The 19576-nt window shown below is 28.0% G+C and carries 17 protein-coding genes; 16 read left to right on the forward strand and 1 reads right to left on the reverse strand.

What is annotated here, in order from left to right:
• Positions 1–17 precede the first annotated feature (17 nt).
• From ACTG48_RS09770 to ftsH, 4 genes are all read left to right on the forward strand, one after another.
• A complete protein-coding gene (locus ACTG48_RS09770; RefSeq protein WP_021384614.1) occupies positions 18–908 on the forward strand; it encodes a homoserine O-succinyltransferase in 891 nt (296 codons plus the stop codon).
• 170 nt (positions 909–1078) lie between these two features.
• Entirely contained in the window at positions 1079–1711 is a 633-nt protein-coding gene (locus tag ACTG48_RS09775) for a TetR/AcrR family transcriptional regulator (protein WP_479918703.1), read from the forward strand.
• 320 nt (positions 1712–2031) lie between these two features.
• On the forward strand, positions 2032–2475 hold the full coding sequence (locus ACTG48_RS09780; RefSeq protein ID WP_021384632.1) for a MarR family winged helix-turn-helix transcriptional regulator: 444 nt from the start codon (positions 2032–2034) through the stop codon (positions 2473–2475).
• 31 nt (positions 2476–2506) lie between these two features.
• Positions 2507–4324, forward strand: a complete 1818-nt coding sequence (ftsH, locus tag ACTG48_RS09785) for an ATP-dependent zinc metalloprotease FtsH (RefSeq protein WP_021384628.1) — start codon at positions 2507–2509, stop codon at positions 4322–4324.
• Positions 4325–4478: 154 nt separating this feature from the next.
• Here the strand turns inward: ftsH and ACTG48_RS09790 are convergent, their stop codons facing one another.
• Complete coding sequence (locus ACTG48_RS09790; RefSeq protein ID WP_479918704.1) at positions 4479–5261, reverse strand: MerR family transcriptional regulator; 783 nt, start codon at positions 5259–5261, stop codon at positions 4479–4481.
• Positions 5262–5371: 110 nt separating this feature from the next.
• Between ACTG48_RS09790 and ACTG48_RS09795 the strand changes: the two genes are divergently transcribed.
• From ACTG48_RS09795 to aroE, 12 genes are all read left to right on the forward strand, one after another.
• On the forward strand, positions 5372–6214 hold the full coding sequence (locus ACTG48_RS09795) for an ATP-binding cassette domain-containing protein (RefSeq protein ID WP_479918705.1): 843 nt from the start codon (positions 5372–5374) through the stop codon (positions 6212–6214).
• Position 6215: 1 nt separating this feature from the next.
• Complete coding sequence (locus tag ACTG48_RS09800; RefSeq protein ID WP_021384634.1) at positions 6216–6869, forward strand: hypothetical protein; 654 nt, start codon at positions 6216–6218, stop codon at positions 6867–6869.
• Positions 6870–6882: 13 nt separating this feature from the next.
• Entirely contained in the window at positions 6883–7554 is a 672-nt protein-coding gene (locus ACTG48_RS09805; protein WP_479918706.1) for a DUF4097 family beta strand repeat-containing protein, read from the forward strand.
• Between the two features lie 255 nt (positions 7555–7809).
• Positions 7810–10518, forward strand: a complete 2709-nt coding sequence (locus ACTG48_RS09810; RefSeq protein ID WP_479918707.1) for an ATP-binding protein — start codon at positions 7810–7812, stop codon at positions 10516–10518.
• A 27-nt stretch (positions 10519–10545) separates the two neighbouring features.
• Positions 10546–11244 carry a response regulator gene (locus ACTG48_RS09815; RefSeq protein WP_021384624.1) on the forward strand — a complete coding sequence of 233 codons (699 nt, stop codon included), beginning with the start codon at positions 10546–10548 and terminating at the stop codon, positions 11242–11244.
• Positions 11245–11586: 342 nt separating this feature from the next.
• On the forward strand, positions 11587–12543 hold the full coding sequence (locus ACTG48_RS09820; protein WP_021384658.1) for a magnesium transporter CorA family protein: 957 nt from the start codon (positions 11587–11589) through the stop codon (positions 12541–12543).
• A gap of 461 nt (positions 12544–13004) precedes the next feature.
• Positions 13005–14018 (forward strand): 3-deoxy-7-phosphoheptulonate synthase, encoded by a 1014-nt coding sequence (gene aroF / locus ACTG48_RS09825; RefSeq protein ID WP_479918708.1) that lies wholly within the window; start codon positions 13005–13007, stop codon positions 14016–14018.
• Positions 14019–14039: 21 nt separating this feature from the next.
• Positions 14040–15104, forward strand: coding sequence for a 3-dehydroquinate synthase (aroB, locus tag ACTG48_RS09830; RefSeq protein ID WP_021384662.1), 1065 nt, complete (start codon positions 14040–14042; stop codon positions 15102–15104).
• Complete coding sequence (gene aroA, locus ACTG48_RS09835; RefSeq protein WP_479918709.1) at positions 15104–16417, forward strand: 3-phosphoshikimate 1-carboxyvinyltransferase; 1314 nt, start codon at positions 15104–15106, stop codon at positions 16415–16417. Before aroB ends, aroA begins: the two co-directional genes overlap by 1 nt.
• Complete coding sequence (gene aroC, locus ACTG48_RS09840) at positions 16395–17471, forward strand: chorismate synthase (RefSeq protein ID WP_479918710.1); 1077 nt, start codon at positions 16395–16397, stop codon at positions 17469–17471. Before aroA ends, aroC begins: the two co-directional genes overlap by 23 nt.
• A 52-nt stretch (positions 17472–17523) precedes the next feature.
• Positions 17524–18720 carry a prephenate dehydratase gene (gene pheA / locus ACTG48_RS09845; RefSeq protein WP_021384673.1) on the forward strand — a complete coding sequence of 399 codons (1197 nt, stop codon included), beginning with the start codon at positions 17524–17526 and terminating at the stop codon, positions 18718–18720.
• Positions 18721–18765: 45 nt separating this feature from the next.
• Entirely contained in the window at positions 18766–19575 is an 810-nt protein-coding gene (gene aroE / locus ACTG48_RS09850) for a shikimate dehydrogenase (RefSeq protein WP_479918711.1), read from the forward strand.
• Position 19576 lies beyond the last annotated feature (1 nt).

Here is a 19576-nt window from a genome sequence, read left to right on the forward strand (position 1 = left end):
AAGAGAAGTGAAAAGATATGGCTTTAATACTACCAAAAGGATTACCTGTTATTAATAAATTATTGGATGAAGGAATAGATGTAATTTACAAAGAAGATTTTAATAAAGAATTAAAATATGAAAAAAGTATAGATACAAAGATAGCTATATTGAATTTAATGCCTATAAAGATGGATACAGAATTAGATTTACTTAGAAGGATAGACAAAACAGGATTCAATGTATCTGTGGAATTTATTAAAATCTCAACAAGAGAAAGTAAAAGAGTATGTAATGAATATGTTAAGGATTTTTATAAAACATTTGATGAAGCCAAAGAAGAGTACTTTGATGGCTTTATAATAACAGGAGCTCCAGTTGAACAAATGGAGTTTGAAGAAGTTGATTATTGGAATGAACTAGAAGAAATTATGGATTATTCTAAAAGAAAAACTAAATCTACATTATATATATGTTGGGCGGCTCAAGCAAGTCTTTACAAATACTACAATGTAAAAAAACTTCCATTAAGTCAAAAATGTTTTGGAGTATTTAAGCATAAAGTAGATAAAAATAGTAAAATAGTAGATGGATTTGAAAAAGAATTTTTTGCTCCACATTCAAGACATACTACTATAAATACTGAAGCTCTAAAAAATAATAAAGAATTAAGTATTGTAAGTCATTCTAAAGAAGCTGGTCCTTATATAATTACAAATTCAAGAGATGTATTTGTAATGGGACATGGTGAATACGATAAGTACACTCTTGATAAGGAATATAAGAGAGATATAGATAGGGGCGATGAAATATCAATACCTCAAAACTATTATATTAATAATGACCCTTCAAAAGAGCCAACAGTCAAATGGAAGAAACATTCTGAGTTATTGTTTAGAAATTGGATAAAAAATTATCTACTACAATAAATTTAGGATAGTATATAAAAACTAATTAAATAAGATATAGAAAGCTATAGGTATAAAGATAATCTTAATGATTCTTTATACCTTATTATTTTTAAAAAATTTGACATTATAGTAGTAGTTTTATATAATAATACTAAACCGACTGACGGTCTAATGAAAGGAGAAAACATATGAGAATAGTAAAAGACCCTGAAGAACGAAAAGCTGAAATATTAGATACATCTGAAATGCTTTTTTGCACTAAAGGATATTCAAAAACTACTATAAATGATATTTTAAATGAAATTGGAATTGCAAAGGGAACTTTTTATTACTACTTTAAATCTAAAGAAGAAGTAATGGATGCAATTATAACTAGAATTATAGATAATGATATAAACATGGCAAAAAAAATTGCTTTAAATCCAGAAATTCCAGTACTTGAAAAATTTTTTCAGATATTAATGTCTCAAAGACCTAGTGTTGGAAACAATAAAGAAAAAGTAATTGAACAATTCCATTTACCCAACAATGCAGAGATGCATCAAAAGACAATAGTTAAAACTATCCTAAACTTCACACCAATTTTAGCAGATGTAGTAGAACAAGGTGTAAGAGAAGGAGTGTTCAATACAAAATATCCGAAAGAAACAATAGAGTTTTTGATTGCTTCTTCTGAATGTATATTTGATGAATCAATGTTTAATTGGAACAAAGATGAAATGCTGCAAAAAACAGAAGCTTTCATTTACATTATGGAAACAACATTAGGTGCAGATAAAGGAAGTTTTGATTTTGTACATGATATGATAATAAGAAATTAAACTTTGTACCATTTATTGATTTATCTTTTGATTTTTAGATATATTATATTTTAAACAATTGCTTGTAATGAGGTTAAAAAATGAGAAATCGGTGTAAAATATATACATCGATTTTTTATTAAATTTTATTGTATCAAATTAAACATCAATAAGATAAGAGATTAATAATTGAAGTTACAATATTGTAATTGACAACAAATACTTAATACTATAATATTTAATACATTAAATATTATAGTATTAAGTATTTGCTTGTGAAACACACTTAAACCTAAGGTTAATAGTCAGTAAAATAAAGTATTTTCGTAGGGAGAGTTTGTATGGATGAGATAAGTTTTAAGAAAGAGTTATTGGAATTGACTAGAGATATAAATATAAAATTTGCAACACTATTAAGCCAATTTTACCAACCACTTGGTATTACAGCAGTACAAGCTTTGATTTTGTCAGAACTATGCGAACATGGAGAGAAAAAAATAAGTGATTTAGGAAAAAATTTAAATATGACAAACAGTAATGTATCAGTAATCTGTCAGAGACTTGAAAAAAATGGTTTTTTAAATCGCATAAGAGATATGGAAGACCAAAGAATTGTAAAAGTAAAGGTTACAAATAAATCATTAGACATACAAGAGAGTATTTCAAGCAGTATTTTTGATGATTATTTTGAAAATATGACTAGTGAAAAATTGCAGGATATGGAAGATATAATAGAAGGTTTAGAAAAGTTAAATAAGCTTTTAACTTGCATTGATTGCAAATAACATAAAAAATAATTTAAAGGAGAATAAAATTATGGATGAACATAAACCACAAAAAAGGTCTGGTCTCTATTATTATACGATTATAATAATAGTAGTAATGTTTTTAAATGCTTTAATATTTCCAAGTTTAATGGATAAAAAAATGGTTGAGATTGACTATGGAAAGTTTCTTACAATGTTGGATACAGGAAAGGTCAAATCTGTTGAGATAGAAAATAATAGAATAGCAATAAGCCCATCTAGTAGTAAGGATAAGAATATATACATAACTGGTAGAATGGATGACCCAGAATTAGTAGATAGGTTAAAGAATGCAAAAGTAGAATTTAATAAGGTTATTCCTAAGGAAAATTCACCGCTTTTAAACATTTTACTTACATGGATAATACCTATAGGTATTCTTATGCTATTTGGTAATTTAATGATGAAATCAATGCAAAAGCGAATGGGTGGCAATAGTATGCAATTTGGAAAGAGCAATGCCAAAATGTATGTATCCGCTCAAAGTGGAAAAAGATTTAACGATGTCGCTGGTCAAGATGAGGCAAAAGAAGCTTTAAGTGAAATAGTAGATTTCTTACACAATCCAGAAAAATATAAAAAGATAGGAGCACAAATGCCTAAAGGTGCACTTTTAGTAGGGCCTCCAGGTACAGGGAAAACACTACTCGCAAAAGCTGTAGCAGGAGAAGCAAATGTGCCATTTTTCTCAATATCTGGTTCTGAATTTGTTGAGATGTTTGTAGGAATGGGAGCATCTAGAATCCGTGACTTATTTAAACAAGCAAAAGAAAAAGCTCCATGTATAGTATTTATAGATGAGATTGATACTATTGGTAAAAAGCGTGATAATGGAAGTGGATTGGGTGGAAATGATGAACGTGAACAAACTTTAAATCAGTTATTAAGTGAGATGGATGGTTTTGATGGTGGAATAGGTGTAGTAATACTTGCTGCTACAAATAGACCTGATAGTCTTGATAAAGCATTACTTCGCCCAGGAAGATTTGATAGACGTATACCAGTTGAACTTCCAGACCTTGGAGGACGTGAAGCTATATTAAAGGTACATGCTCAAAATGTAAATGTAAGCTCAGATATAGATTATAATGCAGTTGCTAGGTCTACATCTGGAGCATCAGGTGCGGAACTTGCAAATATTGTGAACGAAGCAGCACTTTTAGCTGTTAAATCTGGTAGGGATGTGGTAGAACAACAAGACTTTGATGAATCTGTTGAGACTGTAATTGCTGGATATCAACGTAAAGGAGCTGTAATTTCTGACAAGGAAAAGAAAATTATAGCCTATCATGAAATCGGTCATGCACTTGTTGCTGCCATGCAAAAACATTCTGCTCCTGTCCACAAGATTACTATAATACCTAGAACTTCAGGTGCACTAGGTTATACCATGCAAGTTGCAGAAGATGAAAGTGTGCTTATGTCTAAAGAAGAAGCAATTGATAAAATAACTACCTTTACAGGTGGTCGTGCTGCTGAAGAAGTTATTTTTAATACTTGTACATCAGGTGCATCAAACGATATAGAACAAGCTACTAAAATTGCAAGAGCTATGGTTACTCGTCTTGGTATGAGTGAAGAGTTTGACATGGTTGCTCTTGAGACAGTAAGTAATCAATATTTAGGAGGAGATACTTCTCTTGCTTGTTCTTCAGACACTGCCGCTAAAATTGATGAAGAAGTATTTAGAATAATAAAAACTTGTCATAAAAATGCAACTGAAATTTTAGAAAACAATATTGAAAAACTTCATGAACTTGCTGAATATTTATTAGAAAAAGAAACTATTACAGGCGATGAGTTTATGGAAATACTTAATTTACAATAAAATAATTATTTAATAGTTTGTAATAAAATACTTTTAGATTGACTAAAAAGTGGTATAGCATTTGTGAATGTTGTACCACTTTTTAATATGGAAAAATATCATTTAACATAATTAGCTTTAATTTTTATGTTTTGCAAGTTCTAAACAAGTTATTTTAATTTAACAATATCTGTATTTGGTAATTCCATTGCAAAATTCCAGTTACAGATATGATGTGTACAATTATATTTGGACATATATTAGATTCCATTTTTAGTTTATGAAACAATTCTCTTAAAACTATATCTTTATTTTCTTCTGTACAGTTTGCACATAGGTAATCTCCTTCTGGTAATGTAGTCAGTCCTTTTGTAGAGGGATATTTTAAACAAATAGCAAACAGTCTAGATTTTTCAGGCGTTGTAATCATACCTGCCATATCCTCAAATAAAAATTGTGATTCTAATGATGCATCAAGTTGCTTATAAAAATGTTCATGATAGTTCCATAAATTTTTTAATGATGCATGTTCCATGCTATTGGAAATAAGAATAACTCTTTTGGGAATATGCATTACAAAAAAATCATCTTTTTTAGTGTTAATATTATTTAGCTTGTTTTCATAATCTGTGTAAGCACGTTTAATTTTTTCTTTTGCATATTGGAGATAAGCTATTTTCTTGTTTGCATTTTCTTCAGCTTGTTTTAGAGCTTTAATAACTTTATGTAGGTTATCAAGTTGTAATATATCTCCAATTTCTGTTAATGTAAAATCCATTGATTTAAGTAATTCTATAGTTTGTAGTTTTATAAGTTCTTGCTCAGAATAATATCTATAACCAGATGATTCATCTCTGTAACAAGGTTTTACAATACCAATACGGTCATAGTGACGTAGTGTTTCACTAGTCATACCTACAATTTCTGCAGCTTGCTTAATCGAAAAATAATTTTTCATTCATTCACCTCTTGACCTTTTTGTAACACAAAAGTTTATAATACATTATATCATGTGTTGATATAAGTCACAATGGTATAAAAAATGAACATTAGAGAGGTTAACAAGTTATGATAGAATTAAAAAAAATAACAAAGAAATACAAAGATGCAGTTGTTTTAAGAGACTTTACATGTACAATTGAAGCAGAGGGAATATATTGCCTGTTGGGAAGAAATGGTGCAGGAAAAACCACACTTTTAAAATCTATTGCAGGTTATCAGAATATTTCTAGTGGAAATATTTGTGTGAATGGATATTCTATTAGTACAGCAACGATGGATACTAGTGTAAGCTACATTGATAATTTTGCAAAACACTTTAATCTTCCTGTAAAAAAGCTTATTCAAATTGCAGGAAAATTAAATCCTTTTTTTGACAATCAATTTGCTATGGAGATGATGGAACGCTTTGAATTGGATGGAAGTAAAAAATTCAATAAACTTTCATTGGGAATGAAGACTATGGTTTCTACTATTATTTGTCTTTCAAGTAATAAACCAGTAATTCTTTTAGATGAACCAGTACTTGGTTTTGATGCAATTATGCGTGCAGAATTTTATTCTTTATTAACAGAAAGTTTTTCTCGGAAACCAAGAATTATCATTGTTTCGACTCACATAATAGATGAAATTGCAAAAGTTATGCAAAAATTAATTATTATTGATAAAGGTACATTATGTTTTTTTGATACATTACAAGTTATTAAGGATAAAGCATATAGTGTGAGCGGAGCAAAACGAGAAGTAGAAGAAGCTACTAAAGATTTAAATATAATTGGAAATGAGCAAGTCGGTGGATTTTTGACGAGGCATATTTTTGATGCACCTATTAATTCCAATAGCCTTAATATAGAAAAAATGTCTCTTCAAGATTTTTTTATTCATATGGTTGAAAAAAAGGAGGTAATTTAATATGAAGCCAATTTTAACAATTATAAAACGTAATTTTGCGAGTAGCTCTATTGGATTTATTATTACAATTTTAGTAGTACTATTATCCAGTACATCTAGTGATGCAAAAATAGCCATAAGCCGTGGAAATTATACTTACCTTTATATTTTAATAATTCCATTTTTTATTGTATATTTTAATTTTAGCAAGCTAATATATTTAAATGTAACTAAAAAATATTATTTTTGGGGTAGTATGATAACATATATCATTGCTGCTTTCTCAGTATCTTTGATAAATACTTTCATTCACCTTGTAATAGACCCTATTAATCAAACTCAAACTGTAATCAATTTATTAGAGCTATGTGGTTGGTGGGAAAATGGACCATTTATTGCTTTTTTTCAGCAATTTACCTTCCTACTATTAGTAGCTATATTTTTACAGTTATTATTGTCCATGCAAGCTTATTGGTATGGATGGCTAACAGATATCACTCTTATTGCTATCATATGTATATTTGTGCCTATACAACCTTTACGTAATATATTAGTAGATTTTTTTAAGCTTATGATGTTCAATAGCAATTCATTGTTACATATTGGAATTTGTTTATTAAGTAGTTTTATATTGGCGTATCTTTGGTTGATTGTATTAAAAAAGAAGGCTATTTAATTGGGAGATGATAATGAAAAAAAACATTAAAAAATTGTTTAGTATTTTAAGTATATTAATCGTATTATCAAGTATCTTAGCAGGATGTTCTTCTACAGATACTACTTATAAGGAAAAGCAATACTCTATGTTAGATATAGATAATATCACAGTGGATATAAAAGATAGAAAAGTTGAGATTTTTCCATCTTCAAATAAACAAATCCATATTTCTTATTATGAGAGTGTAAAGGAGTATTACATGATTGATTTATCTGAAAAAAATAGATTGTCAATTAAATATATTACTAATAAAGATTGGAACGATTATATAGGTGGGAAAACTTCAATGGAAAACAGAACAATAAAAATATGGATACCAAATGAATCTTTAGAAAATCTAAATCTAAAAACATCTAATGGAGATGTAGAAATATCCCAATTATCATTTTTAAGTTCAGTAGATATAAAGGTGAGTAATGGAAATATTGAATTGGAAGAACTTGATGTAGGAAACACTATAAAACTTGAAACGAAAAATGGGAATATTGGTGGAACATTAATAGGTTCTTATAATGATTTTTTTATATCAAACTATATAAAAAAGGGAAAAAGTAATTTGCCTAATGATAAACATAATGGTTCAAAGAAACTTACAACTTATACAAATAACGGAAACATTCTTTTGGACTTTATTAACGATTAAAACTAAATATCTGAAAATAAAATTGTAAATAAAGCAAAACGCATATCATTCATTTGAAGTGTTTTGCTTTATTTTTTATGTATATTAGACTCTAAAGTTACTAGATACTTGCATTTATTAAACACTTTTACTTTTTAGTTAATAGTACATACTTAAATCTTTACATAATCTTAATCATTAAAAATATATTTTAACTACAATTTTATACCAAAATTGATAATATAATAATAGTGAAAGGTGTAAGGAGGTTGTTTAATGGACAGACCAAATCCTGATATATTGTTACAAAAAATTAAAAGCGAAGAAAATAAATTGAATAGAGGGCAATTAAAAATATTTTTTGGTTATGCAGCAGGAGTAGGAAAGACTTATTCCATGTTGGAATCTGCACAAAACCTGAAAAAAGTAGGCGTCGATGTAGTAGTTGGATATATTGAACCACATACAAGACCAGAAACATTGGCTTTACTTGAGGGATTAGAAACTCTTCCTGTTAAGGAGATAGAATATAAATCTATAAAACTAAAAGAATTTGATTTAGATGCTGCTTTGCAAAGAAAACCAGAAGTTATATTGGTAGATGAGTTTGCACATTCTAATGTTACTGGGTTAAGGCACACAAAAAGGTGGCAAGATATAGAAGAATTATTGTTAGCAGGTATAAATGTATATACTACTGTAAATGTTCAACACTTAGAAAGTCTAAATGACATTGTTGAAATAATTACAAATGTATCAGTTAAAGAAACAATACCAGATAAGTTTTTGGACACAAATACACAATTAGAACTTATAGATGTTGAACCTGATGTACTTCTTGAAAGATTCAATGAAGGTAAGATATATAAGAAAGAACAAGCAATTAGAGCAAAAGACAATTTTTTTATAAAAGATAATCTAGTTGCACTTAGAGAAATTGCCCTTAGAAAGACAGCAGAACGAGTAAATAAAGAAGTACAAATGACTAGATTATCAAAAGGAGGTGTAAGCGTAATACCTACATCAGATACACTGCTTGCATGTATAAGCCCATCTCCATCTTCTGCAAAAGTAATTAGAACTGCATCTAGAATATCAGACAGTACATTTGCAAAATGGATAGCCTTATATGTTGAAACTCCAAATACAGCAAGATTGCCTTTACAGGAGCAAAAACAGTTACAAAACAATTTAAAACTTGCCAAGAAATTAGGTGGTGAAATAATTGTTTTACATGGTGAAGATATAATTGAACAGATACTCAGAATTGCAAAGCTTAGAAATGTAACAAAAATTGTAATAGGTAGAAATCATTCAAATAATAAAAAATTTAATAAGAAATTTAAAAAAGATATAGTTGACAAATTAATAGACGAAGTGGATTATATAGATATACATATAATACCTTACAAATTTGCTTCAGAAGTTAAATATAAACCTAAAAAAGATAAATTATCAATAAAATCAAAATTTAAAGTTAGCAAGATTGATTTTATCAAACTTATGATTGTTACTTTAATGATAAGTGTTTTAGCATATGTAGTGCAAAGTCTAGGATTTATAAGAGAAAATATATTGTTAATATATATGCTGGGAGTAGTTTTAGTTTCAATGTGGACTAAAGGATATAGTACAGGTATAATAAGCTCTGTATTCAATATAATATTACTAAATTATTTTTTTACAGAACCAATATATACATTATCAATAGCTAATTCAAATTATATAGTTACATTAGTGGTGTTTTCAATAGTTGGTATAATAACTAGTACACTTACATCTAAGATACAACATGAAGCAGTAACAGCTGCTAAAAGAGAAGAAAATACAAAAATGATATACCAGATAATCAAGGGATTTTTAAGGTTATCAAATAAAGACGATATAGTAAATAAGGGGATAGAACTTTTATCTCTTAGCTTGAGTAGAGATGTAGTTTGTTATTTAAGTGTAGATAAGTATAAGAAATCAAAGTTATATAAAAAAAATGCTTCTAATAAAGATAAAAATGATTTAGATAGTGATGATGAAAAAGCTGTTGCAAGTTGGGTTTTATCCAATTCAACAGTGGCAGGGAGTGACACAGATACACTTCCAGGCTCAAAGGGATACTATATACCAATTGTAGGTATGAATTTAACTTTGGGTGTTGTTGGGATATCATGTGTTGATTCGAAACTAGATGCAGAAGATATAAATTTAATTGAAACAATAATCGCTCAAATGGCAATAGCTCTTGATAGAGAAATATTGTCAGAGGCAAAAGAAAATACCAATCTTGAAATAGAGAGAGAAAGATTAAGAAGTAATCTTCTAAGAGCAGTATCTCATGACCTTAGGACTCCATTGGCAGGAATATCTGGAGCAGTAAGTACGATTATAAAAAATAAGGGTACTATAGGTCAGGATATAATAGACGAATTACTTAGTGGTGTATATGAAGATACTCAATGGCTAATAAGACTTGTTGAAAATTTACTTAGCATGACTAAAATAGATGAAGGTAAATTAGAAGTCAAAAAACACTCTGAACTTGTTGAAGAGATTATCTCAGAGGCATTGCAAAAAATTAAAAAAAGAATTGAGAATACGATTATAGATATTAACATACCAGAACAGATATTATTCGTTCCTATGGATGCAAAATTGATAGAGCAAGTTTTAATTAATTTAATAGATAATTCTTTAAAATATTCAAAAGAAGATTGTAAGATAAATATAAATGTATATGAAGAAGAAGATTATGTTTGGTTTGAAGTATCTGATAATGGACCTGGTATATCAAAAGAATTGAAAAAGCATGTTTTTGATAGATTTTTTACAGGAGAAGAAGGGTCTAAGGACTCTAGAAAAGGTGTTGGACTTGGATTATCAATTTGTAAATCCATAATTCAAGCTCATAAAGGTGAAATTATGGTAGAAAATAATAGAGATAAAGGTTCAACTTTTAAGTTTAGTTTGCCTAAGGAAAATGAATTGCATTAAATTTTGAGAGTTATTTTGGAGGAAGAAATGAGTAAAAAACTTATATTATTAGTAGAAGATGATAAGACAATAAGAAAATTTATATCTACTGCACTTTTGACACAAGATTATGATGTCAAGGAAGCTATAACTGGTAAGGAAGGAATATCGATTGCTGTTTCATATTCTCCAGATGTTGTTCTCTTAGATTTAGGGCTAGAAGATATGGATGGAATAGAGGTAATAAAAGCTATTAGACAATTTTCAAAGATACCAATAATTGTAGTTTCTGCAAGAGAACAAGATAGAGAAAAGGTAGAAGTATTTGATGCAGGTGCAGATGATTATTTAACAAAACCATTTTCAATAGTAGAATTATTAGCTAGAGTTAGAGTAGCATTTAGACACTCACAGGTGGAATTACATCAAAGAGAAGAAGTAAAGTCTACATTTGAGGTGGATAAATTATTGATTGATTTTGATAAAAGAAGAGTTATTGTTGACGATAACGAAGTCCATTTGACACCGATTGAATATAACATTCTCTCATTACTTGCAAAACATCATGGAAAAGTACTTACTCATAATTTTATAATAAAAGAGATATGGGGTAGTATTATTGGCAATGAAACTAAATCTTTAAGGGTTTTTATGGCAACATTAAGAAGAAAAATAGAAAAGCAACCTGCTGACCCAAGGTATATAATTACGGAAGTTGGTGTAGGATATAGATTAAACGATGAATAGGTTTTATGTATATTTAATTATCAGATTAGATATTTAATATATATTACAATTATATAATTTAATTAAAATAAGAATGAAGTGTATATGTTATTGTCAGTTTAGCATATGCATTTTATTTTTTAGTTTTTTTAGTATCAATAATTTTTTAGTATTAATAATATGAAATATGATTTAAAATAAATATATGGTAAAATTTTTGGTCAAATAATAAAAACATAAGCACTTATCTTATAATAAATTTAATATAAATATTAAATAATAATTATTAAAATAGTGTAAAATAATTACAGTAATGATTATAGAAAATTTTTAAAATGTAAATTGAAATTTAGGAGTAGATGTATGTATATACTGAATTTGAATACAAGAGAGATTATCGAAGATTTTAGAAAAAAATTTTATACAGCAGAAAATTCTTACCTCATATTAAGTGCTCCAAAAAATTTGAAATTACTCAAGGAAATCTTGGATATAGATGAGATAACCTTTAATGATTGTCTTAAATTTGATGAAATAACGAAACTTGACTTATTTGATAATTATGATTTTTTGAGTTTAAATACATTTGAATTAAGAGATGGAGATGCTGTTATAGAAGAAGTTAATATGTATCTATCAGATAATTTTATATTGGTTGTAGTAAATGAGGAACATTTTTTATTTGAATTTGTAAAAAATATTATTTTGAAAAATTCTCAACTTGAAAAAAATCCAGTTATAAACCTATTTAAAATAAACTATTTAATTTTTAGAGAAGTTATAAAAAATGGTTTTGAATCTTTGGAAAAAGTTGAAGAATTAATTCTTCAAATAGAAGATGAGATGATGGATAATATTCATAAAAATCATGTATCTAGAATAAGTGATGTAAGAGGACTAACAAGAACTATAGTTAAAAATACAAGACCTCTTTTATATATTGGTGACAGAATAGTAAAAGAAAATATAAGGTATTTGAAATATTCCAATGTAAAAAAATATAATCTTGAAAATTTTCAAGGTATAGATTTTGGAATTGACAAATTATATAATTTTGCATTATCAACACGAGAGTTAGCAGATAAACTCTTAGACATTTACTCCTCTAGAGTAGGTGAAAAAACAAATCATTTAATTACAAAATTAACTTTATTAACAGCTATATCTGCACCACTTACAATTATAACTGGGATATATGGAATGAACTTTAGATATATGCCAGAATTAAATTGGGTCTATGGATATCCAGCAACTTTACTTTTTATGTTATGTATAATTTTTGTTGGAATTGTAATATTTAAAATAAAAAAACTATTATAAATAGCAGATGATTTTTAAACAATTTTATAAAAATGCAACAATTAAGAAACTAATTTAAGTAAATGAAAAAATATTTTAAATTGAAAATATTTATAGAAAATATTGACAATTATATTTTCTTTGCTATAATTATTAAACAAGAAGAATAATAAATTATAAAAATGGAGGATAATACTATGAAAGGAATATTAAAAGAACTAACAGCAAAACTTTATAGCTTTTATTACTTTATGTTCTGGGGCTTTTATTTTAGCGCTGGCTATTTCTTTTACAAAAATACATGTAATTCCTTTCTGGTGAGGCCTTGTTTTAATGATTTTGAGCATAAGTAAATTTTATAAAAATGATTATTTTATATATTTATATAAGGTTTAATGCTTAATAGATTATTTTGGAGAACTCATTAGTGAGTTCTCTTTTTTATTTTAAATATAAAATTATAATATTGGGAGGTAGTAAAAATGATAGTAGTATTAAAAATGGGAGCAGATAAAAGTGAAGTTAAGAAATTAATAGAAGCTATTGGGAGAGAAGGAGTAGAAGTTAATCCCATAGATGGGACAGAACTAACTGTTTTAGGATTAGTTGGGGATACTAGTAAAATAGATTCAAAAAGAATAGAAGCAAATAAGATAGTTGAAAAAGTTATGCATGTAGTAGAGCCTTTTAAAAAAGCAAATAGAAAGTTTCATCCAGAACCTTCTATTATAAATGTTAATGGTGTGGAAATTGGTTCAAAAAAAATTGCCATGATAGCTGGACCTTGTTCTGTTGAAACAGAAGAACAAATAGTATCTATAGCTGAAGATGTAAAAAAATCAGGAGCAGGATTCTTAAGAGGAGGAGCATTCAAACCAAGAACATCACCATACGCTTTCCAAGGATTAAGATACGATGGATTAGATTTATTAAAGAAAGCAAAAGAAAAAACAGGTCTTCCTATAGTTACAGAAATAATGTCAACGCAAGATATAGATATATTTGAAGAAAATGTAGATGTAATTCAAGTTGGAGCTAGAAACATGCAAAACTTCGATTTATTAAAAGAATTAGGAAAAACAAATAAAACAATACTTTTAAAAAGAGGATTATCTGCTACAATTGAAGAGTGGTTAATGTCAGCAGAGTATATAATGGCTGGAGGAAATGAAAATGTAGTCCTTTGTGAAAGAGGTATAAGAACTTTCGAAACATATACTAGAAATACTTTGGATTTAAGTGCTATTTTAGCTGTAAAGAAACTTAGTCATTTACCAGTAATAGTTGACCCAAGTCATGCAGCAGGAAAATCATGGATGGTAGACTCTCTATCTAAAGCAGCAATTGCAGTTGGAGCAGATGGTCTTATAATAGAAGTTCATAATGACCCAGCACATGCACTTTGTGATGGTAAACAATCAATTAAACCAAATGAATATGATGAATTAATAAGTGAATTAAAAACTATCGCATTAGCAGTTGGAAGAGAAATATAATCTATAAAAGGATGGTTAAGTGTGGAAGAAAAATTATTAGTAAATTTAAAAGAGAATAGCTATAACATATTTATTAAAAAAAATATACTAAAAGATATAGGTAAAGAAATTAAAAAAATATATTCTGGGAATAAGATTTTTATTGTAACTGATGAAAATATAGCGAAATTATATTTAAATGAAGTAAAAAATAATTTAAATGAATCTGGATTTGAAACTAAAGCTATAATATTAAAAGCTGGTGAAGAAACAAAGTCATTTAATACTCTTCCTAAAATATACGATAGTTTACTTGACTTTAAGTTGACTAGAAAAGATTTGATTATTACTTTAGGAGGAGGGGTAATAGGAGATTTAGGTGGATTTGTAGCAGCAACTTTTCTAAGAGGTGTAAATTTTGTTCAAATTCCAACATCTCTGTTAGCACAAGTTGATAGTTCTGTAGGTGGAAAAGTTGGAGTTGACCTTGAAAGAGGAAAAAACTTAGTGGGAAGCTTTTATCAACCTAAAGCTGTGTTTATTGACCCAAATGTATTATTGTCACTTCCAGAAAAATTTTATAGAGATGGGATGGCAGAAGTCATAAAATATGGTTGTATAAAAGACAAAACCTTTTTTGATAAGCTTTTGAGTTTAAAAAATAGAGACGAAGTAATGCAACATATAGAATACATTATACATGAGTGTTGCTTTATTAAAAAAACAGTGGTTGAAGCTGATGAAAGAGATTTTGGAGACAGAATGCTTCTAAATTTTGGTCATACATTAGGTCATGCTATTGAGACATATTACAATTTTTCTGGTTATACTCATGGGGAAGCTGTTGGTCTAGGAATGTATAAGATAACTTTAGAGAGTGAAAAAAGAGGAATTACAAAGAAGGGTACATCAGAGCTTATAAAATCAATCTTAATAAATTATGATTTACCTTATGAAATTGAATTAAGAGATAACAAGTCGATAATAGATGTAATATCTCTTGATAAAAAGAATCTAGGTGATACATTAAAAATAATACTTTTAAAGAATATTGGAGAGAGTATTATATATAATACTACTTCTAAATTTTTTCAGGAGGTAAACTGATGGGAAGTTTAAAAATATATCCAAGTAGATTGTCTGGAGATGTAAAAATCCCACCATCAAAAAGTATGGCACATAGGGCAGTTATTTGTTCATCTTTAAGTGATGGAAAAAATAGAATTTCTAATATAGATTTTTCTGATGATATTATAGCTACTATAAGGGCAATGACATCACTTGGAGCTATTATAGAAAAGAAGGACGACATTTTAGAAATTACAGGTATTTTTTCCAAAGAAGCAATTTTGAATAAAGAAAATCAATTAAATCAACCTAAGTTGACTATAGATTGCAATGAATCAGGTTCTACTTTAAGATTTTTAGTGCCTATATCACTAGCATTTGATGGAATAAAAAGATTTGTAGGTAGAGGAAACCTTGGTAAAAGACCACTTGATACTTATTATGAGATTTTTGATAGACAAAACATAGAATATAGCTATAAAGAAAATCAACTGGATTTAGTCATATTAGGAAAACTTAAACCAGATGAATTTAAAGTAAAAGGAAATATAAGTTCTCAATTTATAACAGGTTTATTATTTATTTTACCTACATTAGATAATGATTCAAAAATAATAATTACAACTGAGCTAGAATCCAAAGGATATCTAGATTTAACTCTTTCAACTATGAGAGATTTTGGAATAGAAATTGTAAATAATGATTATAAAGAATTTATTATAAAAGGAAATCAAATGTATAAAGCTAGAGATTATAAAGTTGAAGGCGATTATTCTCAAGGTGCATTTTATTTATCAGCAGATGCTATTGGAGGAAATATTAATGTACTAGACCTTAAAGAAGATTCTCTTCAAGGCGATAGTGAAGTTATTGATATTTTATCTAGAATGGGTATGGAAATTTTAAGACAAGATGAAAAAATAAAAGGTATAGTTAATTGCTTAAATAGTACTTTAATAGATGCATCTCAATGTCCAGATATAATACCAGTTTTATCTGTGGTAGCAGCTTTAAGTAGAGGAAGAACTACAATAATAAATGCTGGAAGGCTTAGAATTAAGGAATGTGATAGACTTCATGCAATAAGTGTCGAATTGAGCAAACTTGGAGCGAATATAGAAGAAAAAGAGGATAGTTTAATAATTGATGGAGTAAGTAAACTAAATGGTGGAGTAGAAGTATGGAGTCATAAAGACCATAGAATTGCAATGACACTTGCAATAGCTTCTTGTAGATGTGACAAGCCAATAGTATTAAAAGATTTTGAGTGTGTATCTAAATCTTATCCACATTTTTTTAAAGATTTTGAGATGTTAGGAGGGCGAATTGATGAGTGGAACATGGGGAAATAATTTAAAAATATCCATTTTTGGAGAATCTCATGGAAATGCTATAGGTATAAATATAGATGGTCTTCCTGCAGGGATTGAACTTGACCTTGATAAGATTGATAAAGAAATGAAAAGAAGGGCACCTGGAAAAAATGCTATTTCTACCTCAAGAAATGAAAGAGATATACCAGAAATTTTAAGTGGTTATTTTGATGGAAGAACTACAGGAACTCCACTATGTGCAATCATAAGAAATAGTGATACTCGCTCAAAAGATTATGGTGAACTTAAAAATTTGATGAGACCAGGACATGCAGATTATACAGGACATGTAAGATATTCTGGGTTTAATGACTACAGAGGGGGAGGACATTTTTCGGGTAGGATAACAGCTCCATTAGTATTTTGTGGTGCTATATGTAAACAAATTCTATCACGAGAAGGAATAGAGGTAGGAGCACACATAAAAAAAGTTAAAGATATAGAAGATACGAGCTTTGATTATGTAGATATATCAAAACAACAATTAACCAATTTACAAACTTTAGAGTTACCTTTACTTGATTTATCAAAGGAAGAAGCTATGAGGGATACTATTATAGATGCAAAAAATCAAGGAGATTCAGTTGGTGGTATAATTGAATGTGCAGTAGTAGGAATTAATGTAGGAATTGGAAATCCATTTTTTGATTCTGTTGAATCTACTCTATCTCATTTATTGTTTTCTGTTCCGTCTGTAAAAGGTGTAGAATTTGGTCTAGGTTTTGGAATTACAGATATGTATGGCTCTCAAAGTAATGATGAAATGTATTATGAAGGTAATCAAGTTAAGAGCAAAACAAATAATAATGGAGGAATCATTGGAGGTATTACAACTGGAATGCCAATAATTTTCAAAGTGGCAATAAAGCCAACACCATCAATTAGTGTTCAGCAGAAAACAATTAATATAAAAGATAAAAAAGATGATATTTTATCTATTAAAGGTAGACATGACCCTTGTATAGTTCAAAGAGCAGTACCTGTAATAGAAGCAGTAACGGCTATTGGAATTTTTGATTTGATTAAAAAATAGCTACGCACACTCGTGACTTTAGTCATGGGAGGTTCAGGAAAGGACGATAATAATGGAGGATTTAACAAGATATAGAAATGAAATTGATGACATAGATAAAGAGCTTATTCAATTATTTGAAAAGAGAATGAATACAGTTCTTGAGATTGCTAAACATAAAATGAAAAATAACACTACTATATTTCAAAAAGATAGAGAAGAAAAAGTATTAAATAAAGCTGTAGATAATTTGAATAATAAATCATATTCACAAGAAACCATACAGTTTTTTAATTCCATAATGAAAATTAGTAGAGGGTTACAAAAGAGATTAATGGATAATGATAGTGAACATAAATTTGAATGTAGCCTGAATTCATCAAATGAGAAAATTGATTTATTGAACATAGATAAATATAAAACCTTAAAATATGAAATTAATAAAAAAAATATCCTAGTAGGGTTTCCAGGAATATCAGGTTCATTTACAGAAGAAGCACTAAATAAATTCTTCAACAAAAAAATATCCAAAAAACAATTTAAAGAATTTGAAGATGTTTTCGCAGCACTTAAAAATAAAGAAATAGATTATGGAATAATACCTATAGAAAATTCATCTACAGGAGCTATTTCTGAAACTTATGACCTTTTAAGAAAATATGGATTTTATATAGTTGGAGAAGAATGTATAAAAATAGACCAAAATTTAATTGGAATAAAAGGTACAAAACTTGAAGATATAAAAGAAATATACTCTCATCCACAAGGAATAGGGCAAAGTAGTGAATTTTTAAAACAGAATAGTAATTGGAAGCTGATACCATTTAATAATACAGCAACAAGTGCTGAACTTGTAAAAAAACTTCAAGACAAAACAAAAGCAGCAATTGCAAGTAAAAAAGCTGCAAATATTTATGAACTAGAAATAATAAGCCCTTGTATAAATGATATTACGAATAATTATACCAGATTTGTGGTAATCAGTAACCAGATACACATTGATGAAGAATCAAACAAGATGAGCATAGTATTTTCTGTTGAACATGAAGCAGGAAAACTGTATAAAGTACTTGGATACTTTGCTGAAAATAATATAAATATGACAAAAATAGAATCAAGACCTATGCAAAATGCTTCATGGAGATATTTCTTTTATATAGATTTTGAATGTTCTATATATAATCCTAAAGTATACAATTTATTAGAATTGATAGAGAATAATACAGCATATTTTAAATTTATAGGTGTATATAAAAATAAGATTGAATAGGGAATAGAATTCTTTATTTGATTGTAGTTATTAGGAGGTACAAAGATGAATTTTTTTGGTCTAGTAGGTGAAAAACTCTCCCATAGTGTTTCACCTCAAATCCATAAACGAATATTTGAGATATTAAATATTGAAAGTGCATATAAAAACTTTGAAATTTCAAAAGAAGATATATCTAAGTTAGGTGGTGCCATAAAATTATTAGGAATACAAGGAGTAAATGTTACTGTGCCATATAAGGAACGTATTATGAAATATTTGGATTTTATATCACCAGAAGCAAAACGTATAGGAGCAGTTAATACAGTTTTACTTAAAGAAAATATATTATATGGCTATAATACGGATTATTTTGGTCTCGACAGTATGTTTAAAATGGCACATATTGATGTACAAGGAAAAGTAGCTGTTATATTAGGAACTGGTGGTGCTTCTAAAGCTGCTCTTACATATCTTCTTGATTCTGGAGTAGATAAAGTTTATGTTTCAACTAGAAAAAAGGATAATAAAAAATTATTAAATGATAAAGCTATATTAATAGACTATGAGGAACTTAAGCATATAAAAGGAAATATAATGTTAAATGCTACACCAGTAGGAATGTATCCTAATGTAGGGATATCACCAGTATCAAAATCAATTATACAAAATTTTGATACCTTAGTAGATTTAATTTATAATCCTGGAGAAACCGAGTTTTTAAAAATTGGCAATGATGTAGGTAAAAAAACTTGTGATGGATTATATATGTTGGTAGGTCAAGCAATAAAATCTCAAGAAATTTGGCAGGATAAAAAAATAAATAATGATATTTTAGATGTTATATATAATGAATTAAAATTAGAGTTTTTGTAAG

Source organism: Clostridioides sp. LIBA-6822 (assembly GCF_056688955.1).

Coding starts and splice junctions, on each gene's coding strand:
- ACTG48_RS09770 (WP_021384614.1), top strand. CDS start 18: ATGGCTTTAATACTACCAAAAGGATTACCTGTTATTAATAAATTATTG.
- ACTG48_RS09775 (WP_479918703.1), top strand. CDS start 1,079: ATGAGAATAGTAAAAGACCCTGAAGAACGAAAAGCTGAAATATTAGAT.
- ACTG48_RS09780 (WP_021384632.1), top strand. CDS start 2,032: ATGGATGAGATAAGTTTTAAGAAAGAGTTATTGGAATTGACTAGAGAT.
- ftsH (WP_021384628.1), top strand. CDS start 2,507: ATGGATGAACATAAACCACAAAAAAGGTCTGGTCTCTATTATTATACG.
- ACTG48_RS09790 (WP_479918704.1), bottom strand. CDS start 5,261: ATGAAAAATTATTTTTCGATTAAGCAAGCTGCAGAAATTGTAGGTATG.
- ACTG48_RS09795 (WP_479918705.1), top strand. CDS start 5,372: ATGATAGAATTAAAAAAAATAACAAAGAAATACAAAGATGCAGTTGTT.
- ACTG48_RS09800 (WP_021384634.1), top strand. CDS start 6,216: ATGAAGCCAATTTTAACAATTATAAAACGTAATTTTGCGAGTAGCTCT.
- ACTG48_RS09805 (WP_479918706.1), top strand. CDS start 6,883: ATGAAAAAAAACATTAAAAAATTGTTTAGTATTTTAAGTATATTAATC.
- ACTG48_RS09810 (WP_479918707.1), top strand. CDS start 7,810: ATGGACAGACCAAATCCTGATATATTGTTACAAAAAATTAAAAGCGAA.
- ACTG48_RS09815 (WP_021384624.1), top strand. CDS start 10,546: ATGAGTAAAAAACTTATATTATTAGTAGAAGATGATAAGACAATAAGA.
- ACTG48_RS09820 (WP_021384658.1), top strand. CDS start 11,587: ATGTATATACTGAATTTGAATACAAGAGAGATTATCGAAGATTTTAGA.
- aroF (WP_479918708.1), top strand. CDS start 13,005: ATGATAGTAGTATTAAAAATGGGAGCAGATAAAAGTGAAGTTAAGAAA.
- aroA (WP_479918709.1), top strand. CDS start 15,104: ATGGGAAGTTTAAAAATATATCCAAGTAGATTGTCTGGAGATGTAAAA.
- aroC (WP_479918710.1), top strand. CDS start 16,395: ATGAGTGGAACATGGGGAAATAATTTAAAAATATCCATTTTTGGAGAA.
- pheA (WP_021384673.1), top strand. CDS start 17,524: ATGGAGGATTTAACAAGATATAGAAATGAAATTGATGACATAGATAAA.
- aroE (WP_479918711.1), top strand. CDS start 18,766: ATGAATTTTTTTGGTCTAGTAGGTGAAAAACTCTCCCATAGTGTTTCA.